Genomic DNA, 26,917 nt, shown 5'->3' with positions numbered 1-26,917 from the left:
AACACCAGTCTGTTACCGATAAGTAGGGGATGTCAACCGGCCACCTTCTGACCAGCATCGACGGCGGACAGGGTGTTACGTTGCGGTGGCGTCACGCAATCGCACGGGCGGGGAGACACAGCTATGGAGAGCACACAGCAGGCCGAGCAGCAGCGCTCGGCCCGGCAACGGCGCCGACAGCTCCTGGAGGCGGCCGACCGGGTGGTGCTCAGGGACGGCCCGGGAGCCTCCATGAACGCCATCGCCGCGGAGGCGGGCATCACCAAGCCGATCCTCTACCGGCACTTCGGCGACAAGGGCGGGCTGTACCGGGCGCTGGCCAAGCGCCACACGGACGCGCTGCTCGACGCGTTGCGGACCGCGCTGGACGCGCCCGCGGGGCGGCGCGAGCGCGTGGAGGCCACGCTGGACACGTATCTCGCCGCGATCGAGGCGAGGCCCCAGGTCTACCGGTTCCTGATGCACCCGGCCGAGGACACCCCGCTCCCCGAGCAGGGCTTCGACGTCGGCCGCCACTCGGCGCCGCTGCTGCGCCGGCTGGGTGAGGAACTGGCCAAGGTCATAGAGGAACGGGTCGACCTGGGACCCGGCAGCGAACAGCTCGCCCGGGTCTGGGGCCACGGCATCGTCGGCATGATGCACGGCGCCGGTGACTGGTGGCTCGGAGAACGCCCCTGTCCGCGCGCCCAGTTGGTGCGCAGCCTGGCGGACCTCCTGTGGGGCAGGCTGGCGGCGGTCGACGACCGCGCGGGCGGCCCCGGCTTCTGAACCCGGACGGCGCGTTCCGAGCCGGGACGAGCATTCCGAGCCGGGACGGCGCACGGGGCGTACGGCGTCGCTACGGGGCGGACGGGCGACCCGTCGCCCAGGGCGCCCGGCGCGCCGCGCGCAGCGTCCTGGAGCGCCGCCACCCGGTGAGCCGGTCGGAGTAGAGCATGCCCTCCAGATGGTCGCACTCGTGCTGGAGACAGCGGGCGAAGAAACCCCGGCCCTCCACCCGGGCCGGTGCGCCGTCCTTGGTGAAGCCCTCCACCACGGCATGGTCGTACCGCTCCGTACCCGCCTCGATGCCCGGCAGGGACAGACAGCCCTCGGGTCCGCGCACCACGATGTCGTCGGCCTGGACGAGCCGGGGATTGACGAGGTGTCCGAGATGGCGGACGTCCTCGTCGTCGGGGCAGTCGTACACGAACACCCGCTGGGGCACGCCGATCTGATTCGCGGCCAGCCCGACACCCCGGGCGGCGTACATCGTCGCGAACAGATCCTCGATCAGCGCGCCGAGCGCGGGACCGAAGTCGGTGACGGGTTCACAGGGCGCGTGGAGGACGGGATCTCCGAGCAATCTCATGGCTCGTACTCGCCCGGTACTGCCGGGGATCGGACGGTTTCGCATGACGGTCAGGGTACGGTCCACGGTGAACGCCGCCTTCTGCCCGGTGCCACGGTTCGGGGCCCTGGCCGGATCTCGATAGGCTGGCCCACGGACCGACGCAAGGAGGATCAAGGCGATGTCAGGCAACACGGACCCGCTGACGCCGCGGGCCAAGCTGGCCGTGACGGCGGGCAAAGCCGCGGCGGCGGTGTCGCGCGCCGCAGGGCGCGGCAGCGGATCGGTGATCGGCGGGAAGGTGGCGCTCAGGCTCGACCCGGATCTGCTGGGCCGGCTGGCGCAGCATCTCGACGTCATCCTCGTGTCGGCGACCAACGGGAAGACCACCACCACCCGGCTGATCGCCGAGGCGCTGCGGGCCGCCGGGCCCGTGGTGTCGAACGCGCTCGGCGCCAACATGCCGGCCGGCATCACCTCGGCCCTCGCGGGCGGCTCCGACGCCCGGTTCGGCGTGATCGAGGTCGACGAGAAGTATCTCGCCGGGGTCGCCAGGGACACCACGCCCAAGGCGATCGCGCTGCTCAACCTCTCCCGCGACCAGCTCGACCGCGCCGCGGAGACCCGCATGCTCGCCGAGAAGTGGCGGGAGGGACTGGCCGGCACGAAGGCCGTCGTCATCGCCAACGCGGACGACCCGCTGATCGTCTGGGCCGCCTCCTCCTCGCCCAACGTGGTGTGGGTCGCTGCGGGCCAGGAGTGGAAGGACGACGCCTGGTCGTGCCCCTCCTGCGGCGGTGTGATGCAGCGCCCCGGCGACGACTGGTTCTGCGGCGAGTGCGGCTTCCGCAGGCCGCCGCCGAGCTGGGCGCTCCACGGCGACCACGTACTCGACCCGCACGGCTCCGCCTGGCCGATCCACCTCCAGCTCCCGGGCCGCGCCAACAAGGCCAACGCGGCGACGTCCGCAGCCGTCGCCGCGACCTTCGGGGTGCCGCCGCAGGTGGCCCTGGAGCGGATGTACCAGGTGCAGGCCGTCGCGGGACGGTACGACGTGGTCTCCTTCCTCGGCCGTGATCTGCGGCTGCTGCTCGCCAAGAACCCGGCGGGCTGGCTGGAGACGTTCTCCCTCATCGACCCGCCGCCCACCCCGGTCATCCTCGCCGTCAACGCCCGTGGCGCCGACGGTACGGACACCTCGTGGCTGTGGGACGTGGACTACACCCGGCTCGCGGGCCACCCGATCTTCGTGATCGGCGACCGCAAGCTGGACCTCGCCGTACGTCTGGAGGTCGCGGGCCTGGACTTCCGGGTCTGCGAGACGCCCGACGAGGCCGTGCGGATGGCACCGCCCGGCCGTATCGAGGCGATCGCCAATTACACGTCGTTCCAGGATCTGCGCAGACGGGTGGGCAACTGAAGCCATGTCGGGATACATGACTCCCCGGAACCCGGAAGGACGAGCCAGAATGAGCGACAACAGCCTGCGGCTGGTGTGGATCTACCCGGACCTGCTGAGCACCTACGGTGACCAGGGCAACGCTCTCGTGGTGGAGCGCAGGGCGCGCCAGCGCGGCCTCGGGGTCACGCGGGTGGACGTACGCAGCGACCAGCCGGTGCCGACCTCCGGCGACATCTATCTGATCGGCGGCGGCGAGGACCGGCCCCAGCGGCTGGCGGCGGAGCGGCTGCGCCGCGACGGCGGGCTCAGCAGGGCCGTCTCCAACGGCGCCATCGTGTTCTCGGTCTGCGCCGGCTACCAGATCCTGGGCCACGAGTTCGTCAACGACCTGGGCGAGCGCGAGGCCGGTCTCGGGCTGCTCGACGTGGTCTCCACCCGTGGCGAGGGCGCGCGGTGCGTCGGCGACGTACTGGCGGACATCGACCCGCGGCTGAACCTGCCGCAGCTCACCGGCTTCGAGAACCACCAGGGCATCACCCACCTCGGCCCGGCGGCACGGCCGTTCGCGCGGGTCCAGCTCGGCCGGGGCAACGGCACGGGCGACGGCACGGAGGGCGCGTACAACGACACCGTCTTCGGTACGTACATGCACGGCCCGGTGATGGCGCGCAACCCGCAGATCGCGGACCTGCTGCTGAAGCTGGCCCTCGATGTGAACGCGCTGCCGCCGACGGACGACCGGTGGTACGAGGCGCTGCGCGCCGAGCGGGTCGCCGCGGCGACCCAGCCCGCCTGATCGACTCCCCGGGCGCCCCGTCCGGCGCCCTCCCGCCCCGCGTCCGCCTGTCCAGCAGGCGGACGCGGGGTTTCGGTACCCCCGGCGACCGCCGGTAGGCTGGCGAGGATCTGGCCTGACAACGGTGTCCGGCCGTCGGCCCACGTTGCAAAGGTAATCCGGGCTATGCGAATTGGTGTGCTCACCTCAGGCGGCGACTGTCCCGGCCTCAACGCCGTGATCAGGTCCGTCGTGCACCGTGCCGTCGTCGACCACGGCGACGAGGTGATCGGCTTCCACGACGGCTGGAAGGGCCTCCTGGAGTGCGACTACCGCAAGCTCGACCTCGACGCGGTGGCCGGCATCCTGGCCCGCGGCGGCACGATACTCGGCTCCTCCCGGGTCCAGCCCGCGCATCTGCGCGACGGGGTGGAGCGGGCGCGGGGCCACGTCGCCGACCTGGGGCTCGACGCGATCATCCCGATCGGCGGTGAGGGCACGCTCAAGGCCGCGCACCTGCTCTCCGAGGCCGGGCTGCCGATCGTCGGCGTACCGAAGACCATCGACAACGACATCGCCTCGACCGATGTGACCTTCGGCTTCGACACGGCCGTCGGGGTCGCCACCGAGGCGCTGGACCGGCTCAAGACGACCGCGGAGTCGCACCAGCGCGTACTGATCGTCGAGGTCATGGGCCGGCACACCGGCTGGATCGCCCTGCACTCCGGCATGGCGGCGGGCGCGCACGCCATCGTCGTGCCCGAGCGGCCCTTCGACATCGGTGAGCTGACCGAGGTGGTCGGCAAGCGGTTCTCGGCGGGCAAGCGGTTCGCGATCGTCGTGGTCGCGGAGGGCGCGAAGCCCCGCGAGGGCTCGATGGAGTTCGACGCCGGCGGCAAGGACATCTACGGCCACGAGCGCTTCGCGGGCGTCGCCCGGCAGCTCTCGATCGAGCTGGAGGAGCGCCTGGGCAAGGAGGCCAGGGCGGTCATACTCGGGCACGTCCAGCGCGGTGGCACGCCCACCGCGTACGACAGGGTGCTGGCGACCCGGTTCGGCTGGCACGCCGTCGAGGCGGCGCACCGCGCCGAGTTCGGCATGCTGACGGCGCTGCGCGGCACGGACATCGTGATGGTGCCGCTGAGCGAGGCCGTGGAGACGCTCAAGACGGTGCCGCCGGAGCGGTACGCCGAGGCGGAGTGCGTGCTCTGACCCCTGCCTGACCCTCCCGCCCTGCTCCTCCCCCGGCCTCCGGTACGGGACGGACCGCCCCCGGTCGCGATCGCGACCGGGGGCGGGGGCGGTTCTGGATGAGTGAGTCCGAAGTAGCGTCGTCCGCCCCTTGGGGCGGGCGGGGAGGTGTCAGGTGCGTGCAGCCGCAAGGCGGAGGAGCGAGGCGACGCGGAGCGTCGTCGAGTGACGACAACGCCGCGGATGTGCGTGCATGGCGCCTCCCCGCAGACGGGACTTCGGACTCACTCATCTAGTCTGGTCCGGACAAGCGGACAACCGGCGCGAAAACCACCGCCGGTGGACGGCGGGCACGGCGGACGCCGTGGTCCCCGCCACGGGAAGCACCGGGAGCACACGGATGGATCACAGCGGGCACGGCATGACCATGGATCTGCCGCCGTTCACGCTGGGACGAGGGCTTGAGTACTCCCCCGACCTCTTCTTCCTGATCGGCTGCCTGGTCGCGCTCGCCCTGTACGGCTGGGGTGTCGTCCGGCTGCGCCGGCGCGGGGACGGCTGGGGGGTCGGCCGCGTCGTCGCCTTCGTCCTCGGCGTGCTGACCATCGCGCTGGTGATGTGCACCAAGCTGAACGACTACGGCATGGTCATGTTCAGTGTGCACATGGTCCAGCACATGGTGATCAGCATGGTCTCGCCGATCCTGCTGCTGCTCGGCGCCCCGGTGACCCTGGCCCTGCGCGCCCTGCCGGTCGCGGGCCGGGACAGCGACGGCAGGAGCCGGAAGGGGCCGCGCGAGCTGCTGCTGGCGCTGCTGCACAGCCGCTACGTACAGATCATCACGCACCCCGCCTTCACCATCCCGCTCTTCATCGCGAGCCTGTACGGGCTCTACTTCACGCCTCTCTTCGACTTCCTGATGTCGTCCAAGCCGGGGCACATCGCGATGATGGTGCACTTCCTCGGCGTCGGGCTGATCTTCTTCTGGCCGATCATGGGCATCGACCCGGGGCCGCACCGGCCGAACTACGTGATCCGGATGCTGGAGCTGTTCGCCGGGATGCCGTTCCACGCGTTCTTCGGGATCGCGCTGATGATGGCGAGCGAGCCGATGGTCAAGACGTACGGGAACCCGTCGGCCTCGCTCGGGATCGACGCCCTCACCGACCAGAACGCGGCCGGCGGTATCGCCTGGGCGTTCAGCGAGATCCCGTCCGTGCTGGTGCTGGTCGCGCTGGTCTACCAGTGGTACCACTCGGAGCAACGGCAGGCGAAGCGCTCCGACCGGGCCGCGGACCGGGACGGCGACAGGGAGCTGGCGGAGTACAACGCCTACCTGGCCTCGCTCCAGGCCCGGGGACGGTAGCGCGAACCGGGGTCGCCGGGCGACGATGGGCGTCACGGCCCCGGCCTGGAGGAGGACATACATGTCCGGTTCCACGAAGACGATGGGTGTGGTCACCGTCGGCGCGCTGGTGGTGGTCACGGGGTACACCGCGGCGCTCGGCAGCAACGGCTGGCTGTGGTTCGGGTGGGTGATCCTGGGGCTGGTGACGATCGGCATGGCGGCGGCCCGCGGCCACTGATCTCCGACCTTTCGAGGACCTTCGAGCACCTTCCGGGGACCTCCTGCGGACCTCCCGGGGACCTTCCCAGGAGATCGTGCAACCTATCGGTTGCACGAGACGGAGATGAGTGCAACTCTTGAGTTGCACGTCATGGCCGATTCCTGCCGGGAGGTTCCTCATGTCCACGTCCTCATCCACCTCCGCTTCCCCTTCCCCTTCCGAGGACCGCGTCGAGCGCGAGGTCTCCATCGCGGCGCCCCCGGAGCGCGTCTGGGCCGTCCTGACCGAACCGGAGCACGTCGGCTCGTGGTTCGGGCAGGGCGAGCCGACCTCCGTCGACCTGCGGCCCGGCGGCATCATGTTCCTGGACCACGGTCAGTACGGGCAGTTCCGTACGACGATCGTGAAGGTCGATCCGCCGCACCACTTCTCGTACCGCTGGGCGAGCGCGTACCCCGGCGAGGTGGCCGAGGAGGGGAACTCCACCCTGGTCGAGTTCACGCTCACGCCCGAGGGCGAGGGCACCAGGCTGCGTGTCGTGGAGAGCGGCTTCGCCGATATCGTGATCCCCGAGGAGCGGCGGGACACCGCCTCCAAGGAGAGCCACACGGAGGGCTGGACGGAGATGGTCGGCGTCATCCGGGACTACGCGGAGCAGCGCGAAGCATGACGACGGACCCCGGTCAGGACGCGGTGGCGGCGGTGCTGTCCGCGCTCGCGGACCCGACCCGGCGCCGGATACTCGACGCCCTGGCGGCGCACGGCGAGGCGACCGCGACCGTGCTGGCCGGGGAGCTGCCGGTGAGCCGTCAGGCCATCGTCAAGCACCTCGCCGTCCTGGACCGGGCCGGCCTGGTCACCGGGTACCGGGAGGGCCGCGAGGCGCGGTACGCGGTGCGGCCGGACCGGCTCACGGTCACCGCGCGCTGGATGGACCGGGTCGCGGCCGACTGGGACGCCCGGCTCGCCGTCATCAAGCGGCTCGCCGAAGCGGCGGAGCCGGCCGGCGACGGCCGGCCGGCGGGCGGCTGACCTGCGGGCGGCTGACGGACGCCTGGCACGTCACGTCACGTCACGTCAGCGCTCTCGCTCCTCGGCCGCTCCTCACGCCGTGTCTCGGTGGCACGGAGCGTGGGCTTCCCGTTCGCGCTCGGGGCCTTGGTGTCGGTGCCGGTGTCGGCCTTGGCGTCCCCGCCGTCCTTGGATGCGCCGGACGCGCCGGACGCGCCGGACGCGCCGGACGCGTTCTTCAGCGAGTTGAGGATGGCCATGCCCTGTCCGACCAGTCCGGCCGCCACGTCGTTGACGCCGCCGGTGCCGTTCAGGACGGTCAGATGGGCGCCCGCCATGCCCCGGGCCGCCGCGTCGGCCAGCGTCGGCAGGTTCTCGACGGTGCGGTTGGCGGCGATGAGCTCCTGGTTGCCGTTCTTCAGGGACTCGGCGCGCGCGGTGTTCGCGTCGGCCTGGGCCTGGGCGAGGGTGCGCTCGCTGTACGCGGAGGCGTCCGCCTCGAACTTCACCCGGTCCCTGGCGGCCTCCGCCAGGGTGCGCTGACGGTACGCCTCGGCGTCCGCGGGGCGCCGTACCTCGGCCTCCAGCCGCTGCGCGGCCAGATCGGCCTGCCGCTGCGCCAGGGCCGTCTGCTGTTCGATGGTCTCCTGGGAGGCCCGCGCCTCGGCCAGCGGTCCCGCCTGCGCGGCGCGGGCGTTGACCTGCTCCGTCTCGGCGTGGAACCCCGCCCGCTTGATCGCGGTGTCCCGTTCGTACTCGGCCTTCAGCGCGGCGGCCTGCTGCTCGCGCTCGCTCGCCTCCTGGTCCGACTTGGCCTGGGCGATCCGCGCCTGGCTGGCGACGGCCGCCGCGTGCGGGGCGGCGAGGTTCTCGATGTAGCCGGTGGCGTCGTCGATCTCCTGGATCTGGAGCGCGTCCACGACGATGCCGAGCTTCTCCATCTCGCTGTGGCTGCCCTGCTTGACCTCCTGGGCGACCCGGTCGCGCTCCCGGATGATCTGTTCCACCGTCAGTCCGCCGATGATGGAGCGGAGGTGACCGGCGAAGATCCGGCCCACCAGCTCCTCCATCCGGTCCTGTTCGGCCAGGAAGCGGCGGGCCGCGTTGGCGATCGACACCGTGTCGTCGCCGACCTTGAACACGGCCACGGCACGGACGTTGAGACGGATTCCCTGCTGGGTGACGCAGTCCTCGACGATCTCCGCCTCGCGGAGCGCCAGGGAGAGCATCCGTACCTTGTGCTTGACCGGCATCACGAAACTGCCGTGTCCCGTGACGATCCGGAACTGAGTGTCCTGCGCCTGCCGTTTGGAGCCGGAGATGAGCATCGCCTCGTTGGGCGCGGGGACATGCCAGAACAGCATGGTGTGCTCCTGTCGTACCGCGTGTGTGCGCCGGTACCGCTCGGTCCTGCTGGGTCCTGCTGGTACTGCTCGCTACCGCTTCCTCGTACTGGAGTGCGTCGTTGGGGGTTAGGGGTTCAGGAGGGGAGGGGTTCCACGATCACCGAGCGCGCCGAGATCGACTCGACCACGACCACGCGCAGGTCCCGGCCGATCGGGCGGTGCGCCCAGGCCGCGTACGCCTCGGAGCCGCCCCGTACGGCCACCAGCACCTCACCGGGCCCGTCCGCCGGGATCGGGACGGTGACTCTGCCGATGGCCCCGACCGGGCTCTGTGAGAACTCATCCGCCACGGACATACGTCGCTGCCGCGATCATGTCGACCACGCCTCCCGGAAGCCGCGCCTCCGACCTCGTTCCTCATCGAGAACGCCCTCGGCGAAGCGGCCGACGGCGACATACCCTCGATGTCTTCACAGTACTCCGCGGAGCGTCGGGAAGCCCTCGGGGTGACGCGACCGAGCCGCCCCGCGCGGTCGGCGCGGGGCGGCTCGGTGGTGACGCTGTCGTCCCGGCGAGGCGACCCGGTGGGGGCGACCCGGCGAGGGGGCGACCCGGCGGACGGCCCGGTCGGGACGGGGTCAGTCGTGGCGCGCCTGCTCGGTGGGGAACCGCCGGTGCAGCCCGCTCCAGTCCAGTACGTGTTCCGCCTGCCGGGTCGTCTGGTGGGCCGCCTCGCGAGCTTCGGTGACGACGTCGCCGTGCTCCCGGAGAAGCTGCTCGTAGATCGGGGGGTTCGATGACACGTTCATGGTCTGTCAGGTCTTCCAGTCGTCGATCGTCCGGCGGTGCACTCTACTTCGGAGCCCACGGGCACGACCCACCAGGCCAGCGCCTCGACCTGTAATGATTGCCCGGCCGGAGCGGCGCAAACCTTCCCGGGATCCCGGGATTCCCGAGACTTCCGAGATTCCCGGGAGAGGACGCTACGCCTTGCGGGCGATGGCGCCGTACATCGCGATGTCGCGGTCGTCCATGACCTCCTGGCCGACGTCCGGACGCCACTTGTGGACCTGGGTCACGCCCGGCTCGATCAGCTCCAGGCCGTCGAAGAACGTGGTGGCCTCGGCCAGCGTACGGAGCTGCATGGGCATGCCGCGCTTCGCATACTCCTCGGCCACATGGCCGACCTCCACCGGGGCGAAGTCTGCGGTGCCGATGGTCATCGCCAGATAGCTGCCGGACGGCAGCGGGTCGAGCAGCCGCTGGACGAGGCCGTGGTCGTCGTCGTTCTCCAGGATGAAGTGGAGAATCCCGATGATCATGAGGCCGACCGGCTTGCGCAGGTCCAGCAGCTCCTGGAACTGGGGCGAGCCGATGATCGCGTCGGGGTCCCGCATATCGGCGTCGATGTAGGCCGTACGGCCCTCGGGAGCGCTGGTCAGCAGGGCGCGGGCGTGCGCGAGGACGATCGGGTCGTTGTCGACGTAGACGACCCGGGAGTCGGGGGCGACCTTCTGCGCGACCTCGTGCATGTTGGGCTGGGTGGGCAGACCCGTACCGATGTCCAGGAACTGCCGGATGCCCTTCTCCTCGGCGAGGTAGCGCGCCGCGCGGTGCATGAACTCGCGGTTGGCCCGCATGTGGATCGGGAGTGCGGGCCACTCCCGGCACATCGAGTCGCCGGCCTCCTGGTCGACCTGGTAGTTGTCCTTGCCCCCCAGGATGTAGTCGTACACCCGCGCGGAATGCGCCTCCCCGGTGTTGAAACGATCTTCTGGAGAGTTCTGCGGTGCCATCTTCGCTCCTCCCAGGTACGGCGGCCGGCACGACGCCGGGGCGCGCGTACCGGTACCGGTCCCGTCCCAAACTGAAGCCTTGGCCCAGAGCTTAGACGCTCAGTGACCTTGTGCCGCCGCGGACCAGCCGATCAGAGCGCCGCGCAGAGCGGCCACCAGACGGGTGGCGGCCTCCTCCTCGGGGCGGCCGCTCTTGATGAGGTCGAGGATGTCCCGGGGGTCGAACAGCGCGTTCCACAGGAAGAGGGCCTCGTCCCCGAGGTCCCCGAGCCCGAGTTCCTCGGCGGTCTGCCGCAGGGGCTCGGCGAGCGCCTCGGCCTGCGGGGTGAGATAGCCGGTGCCCTCCCGCAGCCGTTCGAGGTAGCCGCGGTGCGAGCGCATCTGCGCCATCGCCCCGCCGTGTTCGAGGACGAGCGACACCCAGTAGCGGGACACCTCCTCCAGCCTCGCCATGCCCCGGGTGGTCTGCCGCGCGCTGAAGTCACTCAGTTCGGAGCCGACTTGGGCCCGGAAGGCGTGCAGGATCTCCTCGACGGAGGAGAAGTGCCGGTAGGCCGTCGCGGTGGACACCTCGGCGTGCTTGGCGATCTCGGCCAGACTGACCGGCGTCGGCGAGTTCTCGAACAGCAGCGCGGCGGCCTTGATGAGGTGCCTGCGGTTGCGCTCGGTGTCGCTGCGCATGGGACGACTCCCCCGTTGCATGTGGGACGGCGGTCACTGAAGGGCCGAGAGGCCGCGGCCCAGTCGGCGGACGCCCTCGGTGATGGACTCCGGGCTGGCAGCGTACGACAACCGCAGATGGCCCTCGCCCTGGGCGCCGAACTCGCTTCCCGGCCGGACGGCGACGCCGTGCGAGCGCAGCTCGGCGACGACCTGTGCCGAGGGCAGGTCGAGGTCGTACCGCGGGAACTGGTAGAACGCGCCTTCCTGCGTGCTCAGGGTGAGGCCGGGGATCGCGGCCAGTTCGGCGCGCATGATCTCGCCGCGCCGCTCGTACGCGGAGCGCATCCTGGCGATGTCGGGGTCGCAGGTCCGCACCGCGACGAGGGCGGCGTCCTGGACGACCGTGTTCACGGACCCGTTGAAGGTGTTGTGGATACGGGCGGCCGCCTGGATGAGCGGTGCCGGGCCCCAGAGGTAGCCGACGCGCCAGCCGGTCATCGCGTAACTCTTGGAGAAGGTCTGGCAGTAGACCGTACGGTCGCGCAGTCCTTCGAGCGAGATCGCGGAGGTGAAGGGCCGGCCGGTGTAGTCCAGGTCGGAGTACGCCTCGTCCGAGATGACGATCGTGGACGTGCCCTCCAGCAGGGCGGCGAGCGCGTCGAGTTCCTCGCGGCTGTGCACGATCCCGGTCGGGTTGCTCGGGTTGCAGAAGACGAAGAGCTTCGCGTCCGTGAGGGCGTCGGCCAGCCGGTCGAGGTCCCAGTGCAGGTCCGGCGCGAGCGGGACGGGTACGACGACGCCGCCGGCCATGCTGACCAGGTCGGCGTAGAGGGAGTACGTGGGGTCGGGTATGACCACCTTGTCGCCGGGGTCGACGATGCCGAGGATCGACGCGGCGAGCCCGGCCGTTCCGCCCTGGGTGATCAGGATGTCGGCGGCGGAGACCGGTGTCCCGGCGATCCCGGCGAGCTTCTCGGCGAGCGCCTCGCGCAGCGCCGGTTCGCCGAGCAGCGGCGAGTAGTGGGTGCGTCCGGCGCGGATCGCGGCGTGGGCCGCCTCGACCACCTGCTCGGGCGTGTCGAAGTCGGGCTCGCCCATGGCGAGGGAGACGAGGTCGCCTCCGGACTGCGGCTGCTGCGTCCGGCGGGAGGCCGCGGCGATCCGGGCGACGGCTTCGGCGGGCGCGAAGGGGGGCAGCGAGGTGGTGACGGTGGGCGGCATACGGTCCTCCTGGAGGCGAGAGTTGGTCAGACTTGGCGTGAGGCGTCGGCGGGAGCGCCCGCCCAGCGGCTGATCTCGAGGTCGGCCGAGGTGTCGCGCTGCCGGGTGGGGGCCACGACGATCTCCTGGAGGACGACGCGCTGGGGCAGCGTGACCGCGAGGCGGACGGCCTCCGCCACGTCCTCGGGGCGCACCATGTGGGCGCGCTCCTCGGCGGCCGGCGGCCGGGCCCGGTTGTCGAGGATCGGGGTGTCCGCCTCGCCGGGCAGTACGGTGATGGCCCGCAGCCCCTGGTTGCGGAAGGTGTTGTGCAGGAAGGTCATGAAGTTGCGGACCCCGGCCTTGGCCGCGCCGTAGGCGGCCCCGCCGAGCAGGTTGGGGTTGACGGCGGCGAGCGAGGAGACCGTGACGATCGTTCCGGTGCCGCGGCCGAGCATGTCGGGGAGCACGGCCTGGGTGAGCTGGAAGACCGCCGTGAGGTTCACGTCGAGAACGTGGCGCCACTCCTCGTGCGGCAGCCACTGCGGGTTGAGCACCGTCGAGGCGCTTCCCGCGTTGTTGATCAGCACGTCGACCGGGCCGAGTTCGGCGTGGACGCGGTCGATGAGGCGGTTCACGTCGTCCGTGTCGGTGATGTCCGCCGCGATCGCGAGGGCGGTTCCACCTTCGGCGTGGATCGTGTCCCTGACCTCGTCCAGCGCCTCCTGCCGGCGGCCGACGAGTACGACGGTGGCGCCGTCCCGGGCGAGGAGCCGAGCGGTCTCCAGCCCCATACCGCTGCCGGCCCCTGTGATGAGCGCGGTCCTGCCGGTCAACGTCACCGTTCCTCCTCCACGAAATGCTTGGGATACGCGAGATAGCGAGATGCGTGCGATACGTGAGATGCGAATACCAAATGAGAATATCTTCTCATCTATGGCTGGGCAAGGGTGCCGCGCAGCCCAGCGCGCCGAACGCCCGGGCGACGGCGCGCTCCAGCACGCGCACCTCGCCCTCCCGTTCGGCGTGGGTACGGAGCGAGGTCTCCCGGTCGACCCAGCGGAACCGCAGCTCCCGGCCCGGCCCGGCCTGACCCAGCAGAGGCAGCGACACCCGTGAGGCGACCCCGACGATCGGGTAACCGGCCGTCAGGCTCCGGTATCTGCCGAGGACGATCAGCTCGTCCGCGTGCGGAATCTGCAGGGCCCCGATCGGTACCCCGTGCGACACGATCTCGGTGTCGGTGTCCGGGTGGAGCACCGGTCCGTCGAGCCGCAGGCCGACGTGGTTGGAGCGGGCGGTGACGACATAGGGCGACGCCTCGATCACCTCGCGGACCCCGGGGATCGCGTGGATCCCGTGGCTCTCGACGACATCGATGTCCCAGGGCCCCTCCGCGCAGCGCAGGACCGGGACGGGGAGCCGGAACAGCGGCGGTGCGAAGACCCCGCGCGGGAAACCCCGGAACTCCGTCTCCAGCAGCGTCTTCGATCCCCGGGTGAGGATCTGCCCGAACCCCATCCGCGCGTCCGGGGCGGCGCTGCCGAGGAAGGTCTCAGCGGCGATCGCGCCGTTCACGGCCAGGTAGGTGCGGGTTCCCCGGCCGATGTCGCAGCGGACCCGGATCTCGTGGCCCGCCGGCACCACCACGGGCGACCAACTGTCGACCGGTACGTCGCCGACGGTCACTTGGGCGGGGGCGCCGGTCACGGCGACCAGGACGTCCGCGTCGGGAACGAGCGCCAACTCGCCTCCGAGGTTCTCGATCAGCGTCGCGCCGCGCGCGTTGCCCACGAGGACGTTCGCGACGACCGCGGAGTGCTGGTCGGCCGCGCCGCCAGTGGGGACACCGCGGCGTTCGGCGTCCCGGCGGCCGAGGTCCTGGAACGTCGTGATCCACCCCGTGGCGGTGAGGTCGAGGCCCACGGTCGTCATGCCGGCACCTCCACCGGGAGCAGGAAGCCCGCGTCCAGCGCCGCCGCCTCGTCCCTGGTGACGGGGACGAACCGTACGAGGTCCCCCGTACCGAACGAGACCGGGTCCGGGCGGGAGATGTCGACGATGGTGTGCGGAGTACGCCCGACCACCCGCCAGCCGGTCGGTCCCGGGAACGGCTGGATGATCGCGTTGGTGCCGGCGATCATGATCGCTCCCGGCGCGACATCGGTACGCGGCTCGGCGCGCCGGCGCACCGGACCCGGCACCCTGAGCCCGTCCATCATCGGGGCCATCGCCGCGCCCAGGAGGGAGATGGTGAACGTGGACTCCGCGATCGCCTCGACCACTTCGGCCGGGGCCAGACCCACTTCCTCGGCGACGGACGCCAGATCGGGTCCGGTCTCCTCGTCGAAGACCACCGGGATGGCGAACCGGTGGACCGGACGCGGCTGCGCCTGCTCACCGGCCGGCATGTGCTCGGCCAGGAGCCGGGCCGCGTACGTGACGTGCTGGAGCGCGGTCTCCAGCGGGTCGAACTCGATGAGCAGCGACTCCAGACCGGAGACGACGTCGAGCACGCCGTGCGGGCGGTACGCGAGGAACCGGTCGCGGAAGGCGACGACGGCGGCCCTGCGGATCGCCTGGTCGGCGTCGGGAACGGTCACCATCACCGCCGAGTCCCCGAAGGGTTCGACGGTGATGGCGACGGTGGCGAACTGTGCGGTGGTCATGGAAGATCGCGCGCTCGTCCCTCAACGGGCGAGCGCCACCTCCGCCTTCTCCGCCAGGACGTCCCGCAGGCCCGTGACCCGGACGTCCGCCGCTTCGAGCGCGGCACGCAGCGCGGTGCCGTTCTCCAGCACCGTGGGGTGGTCGCCGTGCAGCAGCAGCACATCGGCGTCGTGGCCGAGCGGTACGACGTTGCCGTTGACCGAGCGCACCGTGCCCTCCCGTACGACCTGGACGCCCCGCTCGCCGATGAGCGCGGGGTCGTGGACCAGGCCCTGCTCGTGCGAGCGCGGGACGGGCATGCCGTCGTCGCCGTATCCGCGGTCCGCCAGGAACACGTAGCCGACCTCCAGGTCCCGCTTGCGGGACTCCTCGGCGAGCAGGCCGCGCTGGCAGATGACGATGTAGTCGGTGTTGTACGCGGCGATCGCGTCCGTGATGGCGCGGGCGTGTTTGGCGTCGGTCTGCGCGATCGAGCCCATCCGGCCGTGCGGGGCGACATGGCTGATCGTGCCGCCGTGGACGCGTGCGAAGGCGTCGAGCGCACCGAGCTGGTAGAGGACGTCGGTACGGATCTCCTCCTCCGACGCCTCGATGAGCCGGCGGCCGAACCCGACGAGGTCGGGGTATCCGGGGTGGGCGCCGAGCTCGATGCCGCGGGCGACGCATTCGGCGACGGTCCTGTCGATGATGCGCGGGTCACCGGCGTGGAAGCCGCAGGCGATGTTCGACGAGGTGACGAGGCCGAGCAGGGCGTCGTCGTCGCCGATCGTGTAGTTGCCGAAGCTCTCGCCGAGGTCGGCGACGACGGCTACCGAGTTGATTCCCATGGTGTCTCCCGGGAGTGGTGGCGGTTCGGTGGGACGCGAGTCGGTGGGATTCGAGTCAGTGGGTGGCGAGCGGCCGGCCCTTGGTCTCGCGGAGGAACGCGAGGGTGATCAGGGTGATCACGGCGGTGATGATGGAGGCGAACGCCGGGATCAGGTTGGATCCGGTCGACTCGATCAGCGTAGTCATCAGGAGCGGGGCGCTGCCGCCGAAGATGATCGTCGAGATGCTGAACCCGATGCTGTACGCGGAGTAGCGCACGGTGGTCGGGAACAGCTCGGCGAGCACGGTGTGCACCACCGCGGCGTGGCCGGAGAACGCGATCGCGAGCACGGTGGTGCCGATGCACGCGAGGGCGAACTCGCCGGTGGTGATGAGCAGGAACATCGGGTACGAGACCACGGCCATCGCGACCGCGGAGGAGACGAGCACGGGCTTGCGGCCGATACGGTCCGACAGCCGGGCCATGAGCGGGATACAGATCACGATGGCGATCAGGCTGACCGCGGTGACCATGAGCGCCCGCAGCATCGTGAAGTTGTGTTCGCCGAGCGAGGTCTTCAAGTAGGTCGGCATGTAGACGAACAGCAGGTAGTAGCCGGGGCCGTTGAGCGCGGGCAGGAAGATCGTGAGCGCGATCGCCTTCAGGTGGCGCGGGGAGGTCAGCGCGGCCTTCAGCGGGTTGCGTACGACGATGTTCTGTTCGCGCAGCGCCGTGAAGTGCGGGGTCTCCTCCAACTGGCGGCGGATGTAGAAGCCGATGTAGCCGAGCGGGACGGCGAGGAGGAACGGGACCCGCCAGGCCCAGGAGGTCATCGCGTCGTCGCCGAGTGTCGTGATGAGGACGGCGGAGAAGGCGCTGCCGAACATGAGGGCGACGAACGAGCCGACGGCGATGAAGCTCATCATGTAGTTGCGGCGCGCGTCCGGGGCGTACTCGCCCACGAAGGACATCGCGCCGGCCACCTCGCCGCCCGCCGAGAAGCCCTGCAGCACCCGGAGCAGGACCAGGAGGATGGGCGCGAAGACACCGATGGCGGCGGAGGAGGGGATGAGGCCGATGGCCGCTGTCGCGGCGGAGATGAGCACCAGGAGGGTGGCCAGGAGGGATTTGCGCCCGATCTTGTCCCCGAGGTATCCGCAGATGACACTGCCGAAGGGGCGCGCGATGAAGCTGACCAGGAAGCCGACGTTGGTGAGGAAGAGCCCTCCGGCCTCGGCCTCGCCCATGATGTTGATCGCGAGATAGGTGACGAGCAGGCCGTAGATGCCGTAGTCGTACCACTCCACGAAAGAGCCGACCGCGCCGGCGACGGTGGCCTTGCGGACGACCTTGCCGTTCGCGGTGACGACGTCGACCTCTGTCGCGTCGGGCTGCTCCGACGCGGTCTCGTGCCGATCTGACGTGATGTCGAGTCGATCTGACGTTGTCATACGTTCACTTTCGGTGTCGCGGACTCCTGGAACGGTGTCCTGAGAAGCGTGCGCTGAACGTGGTCGCTGTCGCTGTCGGCAGTCGCCCCTGTGCCGAGGCGGTTCCGTCGGTTTTCCGGGTCCTCGTGGGAAGGCGACGACGGTGTCTCGGCGGAGTTGTGCGGCTTCGGCCCCGTTCGGGGACCCGTTCACCGGCTCGGGCCACCGTCCCCTGTCCGAGTAGGCCGGGGGAAGACATTCACGGCACGGCGCCGTGGAAAAGTGCCGGAGCCAAGTTGAGACTTGAATCGCGAATGAGAATAGATTCGCATTCCTGGCCGGTCAAGGACTTGCGTTGCCCCGACGTTAACCTTGCGCTTCCATCAGGCTTCCACCCCGGCCACCAGGGGATCTTCCGGTGCCGTCGCGCGAATTTCCGGCGGCCGCGAGACCGCGCCACCTCACCGAAGCACCACTCCGACCAGGGGGATACCCCCCTTCGACCCTTGCCTAGGGACACGGATCGATGCACACTGTCTCTTGCGAAACGCGAAAGGTTTCGCACTTTATGGATCGACGGGATGCCCCCGGCCCTCCCGAGAACGGCTTCATCTCTCGGAACCAGGCAACTTCCTTGAGACGTAAGCCGGTTGGGTGACGCCATGCACCGCATCCACCCGCGGGCCTCCCCCGCCTCCCCATCCTCCGAAGGAGACCGTGATGCCCGAGGACAACGTTCGCGTGAACACCACCTGGGACCGGGTCGACCCCCAGGTGCTCGATCAGTTCCGCGAACACTCCGTGGCCAACCTGGGTGACGCCCTCGACCGGCTGAACATCGTCGACGGGGGCATCGCGCCGATCTGGAGCGGTGCCAGGGCCGTGGGCACGGCGCTCCCTGTCCTCACCGTCGCGGGCGACAACAAAGCCGTGATCGCCGCGCTCGACCACATCCGCCCCGGCGACATCCTCGTCATCAACGCCTTCGGCTACGACGGCCGCGCCATCGTCGGCGACAACCTCGCCCAGCGGTTCGCCCTGTTCGGTGCCGCCGGCGCGGTCATCGACGGCTACGCGCGCGACGGAGCGATCATCGAGAAGCTCGGCGTCCCGATCTTCGCGCGCGGGCTCACCCCCGCCGGTCCGTTCAAGAACGGGCCGGGCACGATCGGCGAGGCGGTCGCCATCGGCGGTGTCGTGGTGAACCCCGGTGACATCGTCGCCGCCGACGAGGACGGCGTCATCGTCATTCCGCCGCACCGCGCCGAGGAAGCGCTCACGGCGGTCAAGGCGATCGTCGCCCGCGAGGCCGAGCTGGACGCCGAGGTCGAGGCGACACGGAACAGGCTCGCGTGAGTACGGGCGCACACCGGTCGGAGGACCGGCTCAGGGTCGTGGTCGCCGCGCCGCTGTCCGAGGAGAACTGCGCCCGTGTCCGGGAGCTGGAACCCCGGATCGACCTCGTCGTCGACCACGCGCTGCTCCCCCCGATGCGCTGGCCCGCCGACTTCGCCGGCGATCCGTCCTGGCGGCGCACCCCCGACCAGCAGCGTTCCTACGAGGCGGCCGTCGATTCGGCGGACGCCCTGTACGGCATCCCCGACGTGGCCCCGTCCGCCCTGGCGCGAACGGTCCGCGCCAACCCGCGGCTGCGCTGGGTGCACACGATGGCCGCGGGCGGGGGGAGCCAGGTCAAGGCCGCCGGGCTCAGCGGTGACGAGCTCGACCGGGTCCGGTTCACCACCTCGGCCGGTGTGCACGGCGGGCCGCTCGCCGAGTTCGCCGTCCTCGGGGTGCTCGCGGGCGCCAAGGACCTGCCCCGGCTGAACCGCCAGCAGCGCGACCACGAGTGGAGCGGACGCTGGACGATGCGGCAGGTCAGCGAGCAGACCGTGCTCGTGCTCGGCCTCGGGGGGATCGGCCGGATCGTCGCCGCGAAGCTGCACGCGCTGGGCGCGACCGTCATCGGCACGAGCAGGAGGGACACCGACGTTCCCGGTGTCTCCGCCGTGGTGCATCCCGACCGTATCGTCGAGGTGGCAGCGACGGTGGACGCCGTCGTGAACACGCTCCCCGGCACCGCGGCGACCGAGCACCTCCTCGGCACGCGGTTCTTCGACGCCCTCCGCCCCGGGGCCACCGTCGTCAGTGTCGGCCGGGGAACCGTCGTCGACGAGGCCGCCCTGATCGGCGCGCTCGACTCCGGCCAGGTGGGTTTCGCCGCGCTGGACGTCTTCGAGACGGAACCGCTGCCGGCCCACAGCCCGCTCTGGGACCACGAGCGCGTGCTGGTGAGCCCGCACACCGCCGCGCTCGACCCCGCGGAGGACCGTCTCATCGCCGAGCTCTTCGCGGCCAACGCCACCCGGCTCCTGGACGGACAGGACCTGCTCAACCGCGTGAACACCGTCGAGTTCTACTGACCAGGTCGCGTTCCACGCACCAGGAAGACGAGCAAGCAACATGACCTCAGCCTTCGATCTGACCGGCCGCGTCGCCCTGGTCACCGGTTCGAGCCGCGGCATCGGACTCGCCCTCGCCGAGGGACTCGCGGACGCCGGGGCCACGATCGTCCTCAACGGCGTCGATCCGGCCCGTCTCGAAGCGACGCGCGCGGCGCTCGCCGGGCGGTACGGCGACGACCGGATCGCGGCCCGGGCCTTCGACATCGTCGACGAGGACGCGGTGGCCAGGGCCGTGGACTCGATCGAGTCCGAGGTGGGCGCCCTCGACATCCTGGTGAACAACGCCGGCGTCCAGCACCGCGAACCCCTCGTCGACGTGAGCCTCGACGACTGGCGGCGGGTGGTCGACACCGACCTCACCGGCGCCTTCGTGGTGGGCCGCCAGGTCGCCCGGCGGATGCTGCCGCGCCGGGCGGGCAAGATCGTCAACATCTGCTCGGTCCAGACCGACCTCGCCCGCCCGACCATCGGCCCCTACACGGCGGCCAAGGGGGCCCTGCGCAACCTCACCCGGGCCATGACCGCGGAATGGGCCGGTGAAGGGCTGCAGATCAACGGGATCGCACCCGGATACATCCACACCGAGATGACGCAGAAACTCGTGGACGACGAGGAGTTCAACGCGTGGATCCTCGGCCGCACCCCGGCCCGGCGCTGGGGGACGGTGGCCGATCTGGTCGGCCCCGCCGTATGGCTCTCGTCCAGCGCGTCCGCGTACGTCAACGGCCAGGTCATCTTCGTCGACGGCGGCATGACCGTCGTCGTCTGAGAAAGGGAAATCGTTCATGACACCGCACACCACCACGGCTGTCGTCGCCCACGGTGCGGACGACCTGCGCGTCGAGCCCGTCGCCGTGCGGTCCCCCGGGCCCGGCGAGGCGGTCGTCGCCGTCGCCTACGGCGGCATCTGCGGCTCCGACCTCCACTACTGGCGGCACGGCGCCGTCGGGGAGTCCGTCCTGCGGGCACCGATGATCCTCGGGCACGAGGTGGTCGGTACGGTCGTACGGGAGGCGTCGGACGGCTCGGGCCCCGCCGCGGGTACCCCGGTCGCGGTCCATCCGGCGACGCACGAACACACCGACGTCCGCTTCCCTGAGGACCGCCCCAACCTCTCCCCCGGGGTGCGCTACCTCGGCTCGGCCGCCCGCTTCCCCCACACCGAGGGGGCCTTCGCCCGCGAGATCGTGCTGCCCGTGGGGATGCTCCGCGCGCTGCCCGCCGGGATCGACCTCCGCGTCGCGGCGCTGGCCGAGCCGGCCGCCGTCGCCTGGCACGCCGTGTCGCACGCCGGTGACCTCGGCGGCAAGCGCGTCCTCGTCGTCGGCAGCGGTCCCATCGGCGCGCTCGCCGTCGCCGTGGCCGCACGCGCCGGCGCCGCGGAGATCGTGGCGGTCGACCTCCACGCGAAACCCCGCTCCATCGCGACCGCCGTCGGAGCGACACGGACGCTCGACGCCACCGACACCGAGGCCATCGCCGCGGTGGACGCGGACGTGGTGATCGAGTCCTCGGGCAACCACCGTGGTCTCGCCTCCGCCCTCGCCGGGGCCACCCGGGGCGGCACGGTGGTCATGGTCGGTCTGCTGCCCAAGGGTGACCAGCCGGTGCAGATCGCTCACGCCATCACCCGCGAACTGCGGCTGGTCGGCTCGTTCCGGTTCAACGACGAGATCGACGAGGTGATCGCGGCGATCGCCGACGGTTCCCTGGCCATCGGCCCGGTCGTCACCCACACCTTCCCCGTCGACGAGGCGCTGGACGCGTTCGCCGTCGCCGCCGACGCGTCGGTGTCGGGCAAGGTGCTCCTCGCCTTCTGACCACCCGGTCCGGAGTGGGAGGGCCGGAGGGCCGGAGGGAGTGTCAGCCGTCGGTGAGGAGGCCCGCGTCGTGGGCCAGGACGGCGGCCTGTACGCGGTTGGCGCAGCCGGTGCGGGTCAGGATGCGGCTGATGTGCGCCTTGACCGTACTGGCGCTCAGATGGAGTTGATCGGCTATCTCCGCGTTCGACAGTCCCGTACCGAGCAGCCGCAGGACGTCGCGCTCGGCCGCCGTCAGTCCGTCGGTCCTGCGCAGGGCGGCCTCGGTCTCGTGGCCGGAGCGTACGTGCCGTTCCAGTAGCCGCCGGGTGATCCGGGGCGCCAGTACGGGTTCGCCGGTCGCGGCGAGCCGTACCGAACGGATCAGCTCGGTCGGGCCCGTGTCCTTGAGCAGGAAGCCGGTCGCGCCGACGCGCAGCGCCCGGGTGACGCTCCGCTCCTCGCCGAAGGCCGTCAGCATCACCACGTGGGTACGGGGCGAGGTCCTGGCGATCTCCTCGGCGGCGGTGATGCCGTCCGTGCCGGGCATCTGGATGTCGAGCAGCGCCACGTCGATGTCCTGGCCCCGGCAGGCGGTGACCGCCGCACGGCCGTCGGCGGCCTCGGCGGTCACCTCGATGTCCTCCGCGTTCTCCAGGATCAGTCGGATGCCGGCGCGCATCAGGGTCTCGTCGTCGGCGATGAGGACTCGGATCATCGCCTCATCCTACGACCGCCACCACCAGCAGAATCACGAGGAAGGCCACGGTGGGAAGGATGACGAACGCCGCCGCGCATCCGGCGCCCAGCACCCGCGGCCAGGTCAGCACGGCGGTCGAGAGCGGGGGGTACGCCCCGGCGCTCTCCTGCGGGTGCGTGGGCCGCGTCGCTCGCCCGGACGGCTCCCGGTGCGCGAACGGGTCCGGATGAGCGGGCTGTTCCGGGTGTGCGGGCAGCAGCGCCTCGACGCGGAATCCGCCGAGCGCGACGGGGCCCGCGCCGAACGAGCCGCCGAGCAGCGCGATCCGCTCGTCCAGGCCGACCAGCCCGCTGCGGTTGCCGGGCTGCGGCCGACGGGCCACCCGGGGGCGCTCGTTGGTGATGGCGACCGCGATCCGGCCGTCCGCGTGGCGGACCTCCACCCGGGTGGGCGCGCCGGACGCGTGCTTGAGCGCGTTGGTCAGCGATTCGCGCACCACCCGGTGCAGCGCCTGACGGGCCTGCGGGGCGGCGTCGGTGGTGTCGGGTCCGGACCAGTCGAGCGTGACGGCCATGCCCGTCCGCCCGGACTCGGCCACGAGAGCCGTGATGTCCTCGCGGGTGCCCCGGCGGCTCCCGGGGTCCGCGGTGGGGTCCTGAAGCTCCGCCCGGCGCAACACCCCCAGGATCTCGCGCAGTTCCTCCATCGCCGTACCGGCGGTGGTACGCAGCAGTTCGGCCTGCCCGGCCAGCGGCGGCGCCTGCCGGGCCGCGGCCATTTCCAGCGCGCCCGCGTGCACCGAGATCAGGCTCAGTTTGTGGCCGAGCAGATCGTGCATCTCCCCCGCGATCCGGTTCCGCTCCTCCATCCGCGCCGCCACGGCGGTCAGCGAACGGGCCTGCTCCAGATAGGCGTTGCGTTCCCGCAGCAGGCTGACGAGCGGGCGCCGCTGCCCGAGCAGGGTCCCGGCCAGTGCCGGGAGGCCCAGCAGCAGCACCACCGAGACCGCGTCGCCCGCCAGTATCTGGGGCCAGGTCAGGGATCCGGCCGCCGGGTCGCCGCTGATCCGGCCGCCGGTGACCAGGCCGTCCGCCACCGCCAGGACGACGGCCAGCGCGCAGGCCGCGCCCACGGCCTGCCAGGCTTGGCGCGAGGTGACACGGCGGGTGGCGGACACCACGATCAGGGGCACCGCCACCAGGATCCACACGCTGGAGCCGATGAGCAGCGGCGCCGTGGCGGCCACGACGAGCGCGGGGTGGCGGTGGCGCCCGAGCACCAGGAGAACCGTCCACAGCCCTTCCAGGGCGGCGAGGACGGGCCGGTCCTGGGAGAGTTCCTCGGGCAGGAAGGTCAGCGGGATCAGGGCGAGGGCGGCGACCAGGGCGCAGGCCAGCGCCTCCGTGACGACGGTGCGGCGGCGGGCCGCGCGGAGGGCCGCCGTGCACTCCACCACCTCGCGCCGGGCGATGCCGCGTGCCGTCCGCAGGCCCCTCCGGGCCCGGTCCCGTATGTGTGTCCCCGACACCTTCGCCTCGCTCCTCGTCGTGTTTCCCTCCGGGACCGTAGCGCCCGCCCGAGCGGCCGGGGGACGGCGGGTTCCGGTCCTCACGCGCCGGGGCTCGGGCTCAGCCGGTCCTTCAGCGCGGCCACGTCGACGCCCTCGGCGCGCAGCAGCCGAGCGGCCTCCCCCTCGTCGTCGGCGAGCAGCGCGGCCAGGAGATGTACGGTTCCGGTCGTGGTGGAGCCCTGCTCGGCCGCCGTGAGCTGGGCGACGGACTGGGCGCGTTCGGCGGCGGGCGAGCGCGGCACCTCGGTGGCGGCGGGGAAGGGGCCGGGGGCCGGGTCCACGACGCCCGCCCTCGCCGCGCGGACCAGGGAGGCCGGCCCGGCGCCGTACGTACGGAGCAGGGCCGCGGCCTCGTTGACGGCGGCGGTCGTCTCCGGGAACGAGCGGCCGGTGACGGCGAGGGCCCGGTCCAGCGCCACGACGGCCAGCAGCAGGTCCGTCGGCTCGATCACGCCGTGTCCGCGCCGTACGGTCTGGCGCTCGGCCTCCAGGAACACCGAGGTGAGCGTCCCGTCACCGTCCGGGCCGCTGCGGAACATCCAGGACATGAGGACGCGGGAGAGCCCGCCGCCCCCGTCCACCACGCCCGAACCGCGCATGCCCCTGACGCTCGGAGGCTCCGGGAAGTCCGGATCCGCGGCGGCGCCCGCGCCCAGGGGGTCCAGGGCGTCCAGGGCGGCGGACGCGGCGGCCTTGTCGATCCGTTGCAGCGTCATCGCCTCCAGCGCGCGGCTGTCGGGGAGTTGCAGCAGGGCGCGGGCCACATGCCGGCACCGGACGCTCGGTGTTCCTTCCAGGCGGGCGAGCCGCAGAGCGCGCAGGAGGCAGGCGCGCAGCGCCTCGGACGGCTCGGGCGGGAGGGCGTCCGCCTCGGGGTCGCCACCCCGCTTCTTCTTCTGCGCGGCGCGCCAGGTGGCCTCGCGCCACACGGCGTCGGCCTCGGCCTCGTCACCGGGGTGGGCCGGGAGGGGATCGGGGGCGGTGGCCGTGTCGCCGTGCGCCCAGGGCCGCTTGCTGTCGGGGAAGGTGAGGGCCTGGATGATGCCGCCGAGGCCGCCGGCCTGGCGCATGCCGGGGGCGATCGCCTCGCCCGCCGTCGTATCGCCCATGACGAGCATGTGCACCAGGTGTTCGGTACCGGCGGTCCGGCTCTCGCACGAGGTGGCCTCGCGCGCGGTCTTCGTGAGGAGTTCGACGACGTCGTTCTCGAACTCCGTGGTGTGGACGGTGTCTGCGGGTGTACCGGCTGTGGTGGGTGTCGACGGCTCGGTCATCGGAGAGGTCCCCCCTCGGGTGCGGTGGCCGGTGGCCCGGCCTGTGACCACCGACGCTAGGCCCCGGTCCGGTGTCCGCGCGTCGGCCGACCGGCCATCTCCACCGGCCGATCGGCCATGCCTGCCGACCGATCGGCCATTCGCGTCGGCCGATCGGCCAGGACGGGGCAACCGGTCGGGCAGGACGGGCCAACCGGTCGGCCGGGCGGGCGGCCCGCACGAGGCCGTCCGGATCTTTCTCCCGAACCACATCCCGACGTACCGCGGGGGCAAGATCCGCAATTTTTTCCTGGCCGTAACACAGGGCCCTCCATCGGAAATACGGGTCCGGCCATAGTGAGCAGCGATCGGAAAAGATCTTCCGCATGACAGAACGCAACAGAAGCTCTCTGAGAAGAGCTGAGTGGAGCTGGAGAGAGTGACTGTGCCGCACACGTCCCCGTCCCTGGTCCGGCGCGCGGCCGGATCCCTGCGTACCTCACTGTTCACGCAGGTCGTCTGCGCCCTGGTACTGGGCATCCTGCTCGGTCGGCTCTGGCCGGACGCGGCCACGGCGGTCCAGCCGCTGGGCGACGGATTCATCCGCCTGATCAAGGCTGTCATCGCCCCGCTCGTCTTCTGCGTCGTCGTGGTGGGCATAGCCGGGGCGGGCGACCTCAAGGGGTTCGGACGGATCGGCGTCAAGGCGCTGATCTGGTTCGAGGTGGCCACGACGGCGGCGCTGCTGCTCGGTCTGGTCGCCGCCAACCTCGTCGGTCCCGGCACGGGCATGAACGTCGATCCCGCCTCGCTCGACCCGTCGGCCGTGGACGGCAAGACGGGGGGCGGGGAGCTTCCCTCGACCTCCCAGTTCATCCTGGAGGCCCTGCCGGACAGCGCGGTCGGCGCCTTCGCGCAGAACTCGCTGCTCCAGGTCCTCGTCCTGGCCTGTCTGGTCGGCGCGGCGGTGCTGCACCTCGGGAAGACGAAGGTCCCCGCGATCCTCCCGGCCGTCGAGCAGGCGCAGCAGGTCGTCTTCGCGGTCGTCGGCTTCATCATGCGGCTCGCACCGCTGGCCGTCTTCGGCGCCACCGCCCATCTCGTGGGTGAGTACGGACTCGGCGCGCTGAAGACGTACGGAAAGCTGATCGCGCTCTGCTACGGGGTGGCGCTGCTCTTCCTGATCCTGCTGGCGGTCGCCCTCAAGGTGGTCACGGGGCTCAGCCTGTGGAAGTTCGTCCGGTACACCCGTGAGGAGCTGCTGCTCGCGCTGGGCACCGCCTCCAGCGAGACCGTCATGCCGCGCATGATGCAGAAGCTGCGGGCCGCCGGGTGCCGGGACGACGCGGTCGGGCTGGTGCTGCCCACCGGGTACTCGTTCAACCTCGACGGCGCCTCGATCTACCTGTCGATCGGCACGCTGTTCATCGCGCAGGCCGTCGGGGTGGATCTGAGCCTCGGCCAGCAGGTCACCGTGGTGCTGGTCCTGATGCTCACCAGCAAGGGCATGGCGGGCGTGCCGGGCTCGGCGTTCCTCGCGCTCTCCGCGACGGCGTCGGCGCTGGGCGTCATCCCGGCGGGCGCGGTGGCGCTGCTGCTCGGGGTGGACCGGATCATGGACTCGATGCGCGTCACCACGAACCTGCTCGGCAACTGTGTGGCGGTCTTCGCGGTCTCGCGGTGGGAGGGCGCGCTGGACACCGAGCGTGCCGTGCGCGTACTCGACGGGAAGGAGCCGGTCGCGGCCCCGGTCTCGGCGAAGACGGAGACGAAGACGGTGGAGGCAGGCGCCGGGGTTCCGCCCCAGGCGGAGGCTCCCGCCGAGCCCGTCAAGGCCGCTGCCCCTGCCGGGCTCACCAAGTCCGCCGAGCCCGCGGCGCCGTCCGTACCCGCCGGGCCCGCCGAGGGCTGAGGTCCCGCCCGTACGCCGGGGTCGTCGG

General features: G+C 71.4%; 28 protein-coding genes. 13 read left to right on the top strand and 15 right to left on the bottom strand.

Going from position 1 to position 26,917, the window contains the following annotated elements:
- Window positions 1-123: 123 nt before the first annotated feature.
- The gene (locus ACIO3P_RS24100) at window positions 124-768 is read left to right on the top strand and encodes a TetR family transcriptional regulator (protein WP_329825448.1); all 645 of its coding nucleotides are present in this window, start codon (window positions 124-126) and stop codon (window positions 766-768) included.
- A gap of 70 nt (window positions 769-838) precedes the next feature.
- On the opposite strand, the gene def is transcribed toward ACIO3P_RS24100, so the two are convergent.
- Window positions 839-1,396 carry a peptide deformylase gene (gene def, locus ACIO3P_RS24095; RefSeq protein WP_401852126.1) on the bottom strand — a complete coding sequence of 186 codons (558 nt, stop codon included), beginning with the start codon at window positions 1,394-1,396 and terminating at the stop codon, window positions 839-841.
- A 115-nt stretch (window positions 1,397-1,511) separates the two neighbouring features.
- On the opposite strand from def, the gene ACIO3P_RS24090 reads away from it, so the two are divergent.
- The 7 genes from ACIO3P_RS24090 to ACIO3P_RS24060 all read left to right on the top strand — a co-directional run bounded on the left by ACIO3P_RS24090 (window position 1,512) and on the right by ACIO3P_RS24060 (window position 7,298).
- Window positions 1,512-2,750, top strand: a complete 1,239-nt coding sequence (locus tag ACIO3P_RS24090; protein ID WP_329825446.1) for a MurT ligase domain-containing protein — start codon at window positions 1,512-1,514, stop codon at window positions 2,748-2,750.
- 49 nt (window positions 2,751-2,799) lie between these two features.
- Window positions 2,800-3,528, top strand: coding sequence for a glutamine amidotransferase (locus ACIO3P_RS24085; protein WP_329825445.1), 729 nt, complete (start codon window positions 2,800-2,802; stop codon window positions 3,526-3,528).
- 165 nt (window positions 3,529-3,693) lie between these two features.
- Window positions 3,694-4,719 (top strand): 6-phosphofructokinase, encoded by a 1,026-nt coding sequence (locus tag ACIO3P_RS24080; protein ID WP_401852124.1) that lies wholly within the window; start codon window positions 3,694-3,696, stop codon window positions 4,717-4,719.
- A gap of 379 nt (window positions 4,720-5,098) precedes the next feature.
- The gene (locus tag ACIO3P_RS24075) at window positions 5,099-6,064 is read left to right on the top strand and encodes a cytochrome c oxidase assembly protein (RefSeq protein WP_401852121.1); all 966 of its coding nucleotides are present in this window, start codon (window positions 5,099-5,101) and stop codon (window positions 6,062-6,064) included.
- Window positions 6,065-6,125: 61 nt separating this feature from the next.
- Entirely contained in the window at window positions 6,126-6,284 is a 159-nt protein-coding gene (locus ACIO3P_RS24070; protein ID WP_329825442.1) for a hypothetical protein, read from the top strand.
- Window positions 6,285-6,444: 160 nt separating this feature from the next.
- Window positions 6,445-6,936 carry an SRPBCC family protein gene (locus ACIO3P_RS24065; protein ID WP_329825441.1) on the top strand — a complete coding sequence of 164 codons (492 nt, stop codon included), beginning with the start codon at window positions 6,445-6,447 and terminating at the stop codon, window positions 6,934-6,936.
- The gene (locus tag ACIO3P_RS24060; protein WP_401852119.1) at window positions 6,933-7,298 is read left to right on the top strand and encodes an ArsR/SmtB family transcription factor; all 366 of its coding nucleotides are present in this window, start codon (window positions 6,933-6,935) and stop codon (window positions 7,296-7,298) included. Before ACIO3P_RS24065 ends, ACIO3P_RS24060 begins: the two co-directional genes overlap by 4 nt.
- A gap of 35 nt (window positions 7,299-7,333) precedes the next feature.
- On the opposite strand, the gene ACIO3P_RS24055 is transcribed toward ACIO3P_RS24060, so the two are convergent.
- From ACIO3P_RS24055 to ACIO3P_RS24005, 11 genes are all read right to left on the bottom strand, one after another.
- The gene (locus tag ACIO3P_RS24055) at window positions 7,334-8,641 is read right to left on the bottom strand and encodes an SPFH domain-containing protein (RefSeq protein WP_401790027.1); all 1,308 of its coding nucleotides are present in this window, start codon (window positions 8,639-8,641) and stop codon (window positions 7,334-7,336) included.
- Window positions 8,642-8,757: 116 nt separating this feature from the next.
- Window positions 8,758-8,979: a hypothetical protein gene (locus tag ACIO3P_RS24050; protein ID WP_329825438.1), complete on the bottom strand. Its 222-nt coding sequence runs from the start codon at window positions 8,977-8,979 to the stop codon at window positions 8,758-8,760.
- A 282-nt stretch (window positions 8,980-9,261) separates the two neighbouring features.
- Window positions 9,262-9,426, bottom strand: a complete 165-nt coding sequence (locus tag ACIO3P_RS24045; protein WP_329825873.1) for a hypothetical protein — start codon at window positions 9,424-9,426, stop codon at window positions 9,262-9,264.
- A 180-nt stretch (window positions 9,427-9,606) separates the two neighbouring features.
- Complete coding sequence (locus ACIO3P_RS24040) at window positions 9,607-10,419, bottom strand: SAM-dependent methyltransferase (RefSeq protein ID WP_401790026.1); 813 nt, start codon at window positions 10,417-10,419, stop codon at window positions 9,607-9,609.
- Window positions 10,420-10,518: 99 nt separating this feature from the next.
- Window positions 10,519-11,100, bottom strand: coding sequence for a helix-turn-helix domain-containing protein (locus ACIO3P_RS24035; protein WP_329825436.1), 582 nt, complete (start codon window positions 11,098-11,100; stop codon window positions 10,519-10,521).
- 33 nt (window positions 11,101-11,133) lie between these two features.
- On the bottom strand, window positions 11,134-12,303 hold the full coding sequence (locus tag ACIO3P_RS24030; protein WP_401852117.1) for a pyridoxal phosphate-dependent aminotransferase: 1,170 nt from the start codon (window positions 12,301-12,303) through the stop codon (window positions 11,134-11,136).
- Window positions 12,304-12,329: 26 nt separating this feature from the next.
- Window positions 12,330-13,124 (bottom strand): SDR family oxidoreductase, encoded by a 795-nt coding sequence (locus tag ACIO3P_RS24025; protein WP_401790022.1) that lies wholly within the window; start codon window positions 13,122-13,124, stop codon window positions 12,330-12,332.
- Window positions 13,125-13,212: 88 nt separating this feature from the next.
- Window positions 13,213-14,217: an allophanate hydrolase gene (locus ACIO3P_RS24020; protein WP_329825433.1), complete on the bottom strand. Its 1,005-nt coding sequence runs from the start codon at window positions 14,215-14,217 to the stop codon at window positions 13,213-13,215.
- Window positions 14,214-14,951: a carboxyltransferase domain-containing protein gene (locus ACIO3P_RS24015; RefSeq protein ID WP_329825432.1), complete on the bottom strand. Its 738-nt coding sequence runs from the start codon at window positions 14,949-14,951 to the stop codon at window positions 14,214-14,216. Before ACIO3P_RS24015 ends, ACIO3P_RS24020 begins: the two co-directional genes overlap by 4 nt.
- 21 nt (window positions 14,952-14,972) lie before the next feature.
- Window positions 14,973-15,779: a 5-oxoprolinase subunit PxpA gene (locus tag ACIO3P_RS24010; protein WP_329825431.1), complete on the bottom strand. Its 807-nt coding sequence runs from the start codon at window positions 15,777-15,779 to the stop codon at window positions 14,973-14,975.
- Window positions 15,780-15,834: 55 nt separating this feature from the next.
- A complete protein-coding gene (locus ACIO3P_RS24005) occupies window positions 15,835-17,211 on the bottom strand; it encodes an MFS transporter (RefSeq protein ID WP_401852115.1) in 1,377 nt (458 codons plus the stop codon).
- Window positions 17,212-17,910: 699 nt separating this feature from the next.
- On the opposite strand from ACIO3P_RS24005, the gene ACIO3P_RS24000 reads away from it, so the two are divergent.
- The 4 genes from ACIO3P_RS24000 to ACIO3P_RS23985 are packed head-to-tail and all read left to right on the top strand — an operon-like array spanning window position 17,911 to window position 21,475.
- On the top strand, window positions 17,911-18,546 hold the full coding sequence (locus tag ACIO3P_RS24000) for an RraA family protein (protein ID WP_329825429.1): 636 nt from the start codon (window positions 17,911-17,913) through the stop codon (window positions 18,544-18,546).
- Entirely contained in the window at window positions 18,543-19,613 is a 1,071-nt protein-coding gene (locus ACIO3P_RS23995) for a D-2-hydroxyacid dehydrogenase (RefSeq protein ID WP_329825428.1), read from the top strand. Before ACIO3P_RS24000 ends, ACIO3P_RS23995 begins: the two co-directional genes overlap by 4 nt.
- Before the next feature lie 40 nt (window positions 19,614-19,653).
- Window positions 19,654-20,424, top strand: coding sequence for an SDR family oxidoreductase (locus ACIO3P_RS23990; RefSeq protein WP_329825427.1), 771 nt, complete (start codon window positions 19,654-19,656; stop codon window positions 20,422-20,424).
- Window positions 20,425-20,440: 16 nt separating this feature from the next.
- On the top strand, window positions 20,441-21,475 hold the full coding sequence (locus tag ACIO3P_RS23985; protein ID WP_401852113.1) for a zinc-binding dehydrogenase: 1,035 nt from the start codon (window positions 20,441-20,443) through the stop codon (window positions 21,473-21,475).
- Between the two features lie 43 nt (window positions 21,476-21,518).
- Here ACIO3P_RS23985 and ACIO3P_RS23980 read toward each other — a convergent pair whose 3' ends face one another.
- The 3 genes from ACIO3P_RS23980 to ACIO3P_RS23970 all read right to left on the bottom strand — a co-directional run bounded on the left by ACIO3P_RS23980 (window position 21,519) and on the right by ACIO3P_RS23970 (window position 24,998).
- Window positions 21,519-22,172, bottom strand: coding sequence for a response regulator transcription factor (locus tag ACIO3P_RS23980; RefSeq protein ID WP_329825425.1), 654 nt, complete (start codon window positions 22,170-22,172; stop codon window positions 21,519-21,521).
- A 4-nt stretch (window positions 22,173-22,176) separates the two neighbouring features.
- Window positions 22,177-23,682 carry a sensor histidine kinase gene (locus tag ACIO3P_RS23975; protein ID WP_401852111.1) on the bottom strand — a complete coding sequence of 502 codons (1,506 nt, stop codon included), beginning with the start codon at window positions 23,680-23,682 and terminating at the stop codon, window positions 22,177-22,179.
- An 80-nt stretch (window positions 23,683-23,762) separates the two neighbouring features.
- On the bottom strand, window positions 23,763-24,998 hold the full coding sequence (locus ACIO3P_RS23970; protein WP_401852109.1) for a Clp protease N-terminal domain-containing protein: 1,236 nt from the start codon (window positions 24,996-24,998) through the stop codon (window positions 23,763-23,765).
- A 424-nt stretch (window positions 24,999-25,422) separates the two neighbouring features.
- Between ACIO3P_RS23970 and ACIO3P_RS23965 the strand changes: the two genes are divergently transcribed.
- Window positions 25,423-26,889 (top strand): cation:dicarboxylate symporter family transporter, encoded by a 1,467-nt coding sequence (locus tag ACIO3P_RS23965; RefSeq protein ID WP_329825853.1) that lies wholly within the window; start codon window positions 25,423-25,425, stop codon window positions 26,887-26,889.
- Window positions 26,890-26,917: the final 28 nt, after the last annotated feature.

This window comes from Streptomyces sp. NPDC087310 (assembly GCF_044744405.1).
Taxonomy (GTDB): Bacteria; Actinomycetota; Actinomycetes; order Streptomycetales; family Streptomycetaceae; genus Streptomyces.
Note: the sequence above shows the minus strand (reverse complement) of the source record. Positions and strands in the feature narration are given on the sequence as shown.

Bases quoted from the DNA above. Each gene is read 5' to 3' on its own strand.
- ACIO3P_RS24100 (WP_329825448.1), top strand. From the start codon at position 124: ATGGAGAGCACACAGCAGGCCGAGCAGCAGCGCTCGGCCCGGCAACGG.
- def (WP_401852126.1), bottom strand. From the start codon at position 1,396: ATGCGAAACCGTCCGATCCCCGGCAGTACCGGGCGAGTACGAGCCATG.
- ACIO3P_RS24090 (WP_329825446.1), top strand. From the start codon at position 1,512: ATGTCAGGCAACACGGACCCGCTGACGCCGCGGGCCAAGCTGGCCGTG.
- ACIO3P_RS24085 (WP_329825445.1), top strand. From the start codon at position 2,800: ATGAGCGACAACAGCCTGCGGCTGGTGTGGATCTACCCGGACCTGCTG.
- ACIO3P_RS24080 (WP_401852124.1), top strand. From the start codon at position 3,694: ATGCGAATTGGTGTGCTCACCTCAGGCGGCGACTGTCCCGGCCTCAAC.
- ACIO3P_RS24075 (WP_401852121.1), top strand. From the start codon at position 5,099: ATGGATCACAGCGGGCACGGCATGACCATGGATCTGCCGCCGTTCACG.
- ACIO3P_RS24070 (WP_329825442.1), top strand. From the start codon at position 6,126: ATGTCCGGTTCCACGAAGACGATGGGTGTGGTCACCGTCGGCGCGCTG.
- ACIO3P_RS24065 (WP_329825441.1), top strand. From the start codon at position 6,445: ATGTCCACGTCCTCATCCACCTCCGCTTCCCCTTCCCCTTCCGAGGAC.
- ACIO3P_RS24060 (WP_401852119.1), top strand. From the start codon at position 6,933: ATGACGACGGACCCCGGTCAGGACGCGGTGGCGGCGGTGCTGTCCGCG.
- ACIO3P_RS24055 (WP_401790027.1), bottom strand. From the start codon at position 8,641: ATGCTGTTCTGGCATGTCCCCGCGCCCAACGAGGCGATGCTCATCTCC.
- ACIO3P_RS24050 (WP_329825438.1), bottom strand. From the start codon at position 8,979: ATGTCCGTGGCGGATGAGTTCTCACAGAGCCCGGTCGGGGCCATCGGC.
- ACIO3P_RS24040 (WP_401790026.1), bottom strand. From the start codon at position 10,419: ATGGCACCGCAGAACTCTCCAGAAGATCGTTTCAACACCGGGGAGGCG.
- ACIO3P_RS24035 (WP_329825436.1), bottom strand. From the start codon at position 11,100: ATGCGCAGCGACACCGAGCGCAACCGCAGGCACCTCATCAAGGCCGCC.
- ACIO3P_RS24030 (WP_401852117.1), bottom strand. From the start codon at position 12,303: ATGCCGCCCACCGTCACCACCTCGCTGCCCCCCTTCGCGCCCGCCGAA.
- ACIO3P_RS24020 (WP_329825433.1), bottom strand. From the start codon at position 14,217: ATGACGACCGTGGGCCTCGACCTCACCGCCACGGGGTGGATCACGACG.
- ACIO3P_RS24015 (WP_329825432.1), bottom strand. From the start codon at position 14,951: ATGACCACCGCACAGTTCGCCACCGTCGCCATCACCGTCGAACCCTTC.
- ACIO3P_RS24010 (WP_329825431.1), bottom strand. From the start codon at position 15,779: ATGGGAATCAACTCGGTAGCCGTCGTCGCCGACCTCGGCGAGAGCTTC.
- ACIO3P_RS24005 (WP_401852115.1), bottom strand. From the start codon at position 17,211: ATGACAACGTCAGATCGACTCGACATCACGTCAGATCGGCACGAGACC.
- ACIO3P_RS24000 (WP_329825429.1), top strand. From the start codon at position 17,911: ATGCCCGAGGACAACGTTCGCGTGAACACCACCTGGGACCGGGTCGAC.
- ACIO3P_RS23990 (WP_329825427.1), top strand. From the start codon at position 19,654: ATGACCTCAGCCTTCGATCTGACCGGCCGCGTCGCCCTGGTCACCGGT.
- ACIO3P_RS23985 (WP_401852113.1), top strand. From the start codon at position 20,441: ATGACACCGCACACCACCACGGCTGTCGTCGCCCACGGTGCGGACGAC.
- ACIO3P_RS23980 (WP_329825425.1), bottom strand. From the start codon at position 22,172: ATGATCCGAGTCCTCATCGCCGACGACGAGACCCTGATGCGCGCCGGC.
- ACIO3P_RS23970 (WP_401852109.1), bottom strand. From the start codon at position 24,998: ATGACCGAGCCGTCGACACCCACCACAGCCGGTACACCCGCAGACACC.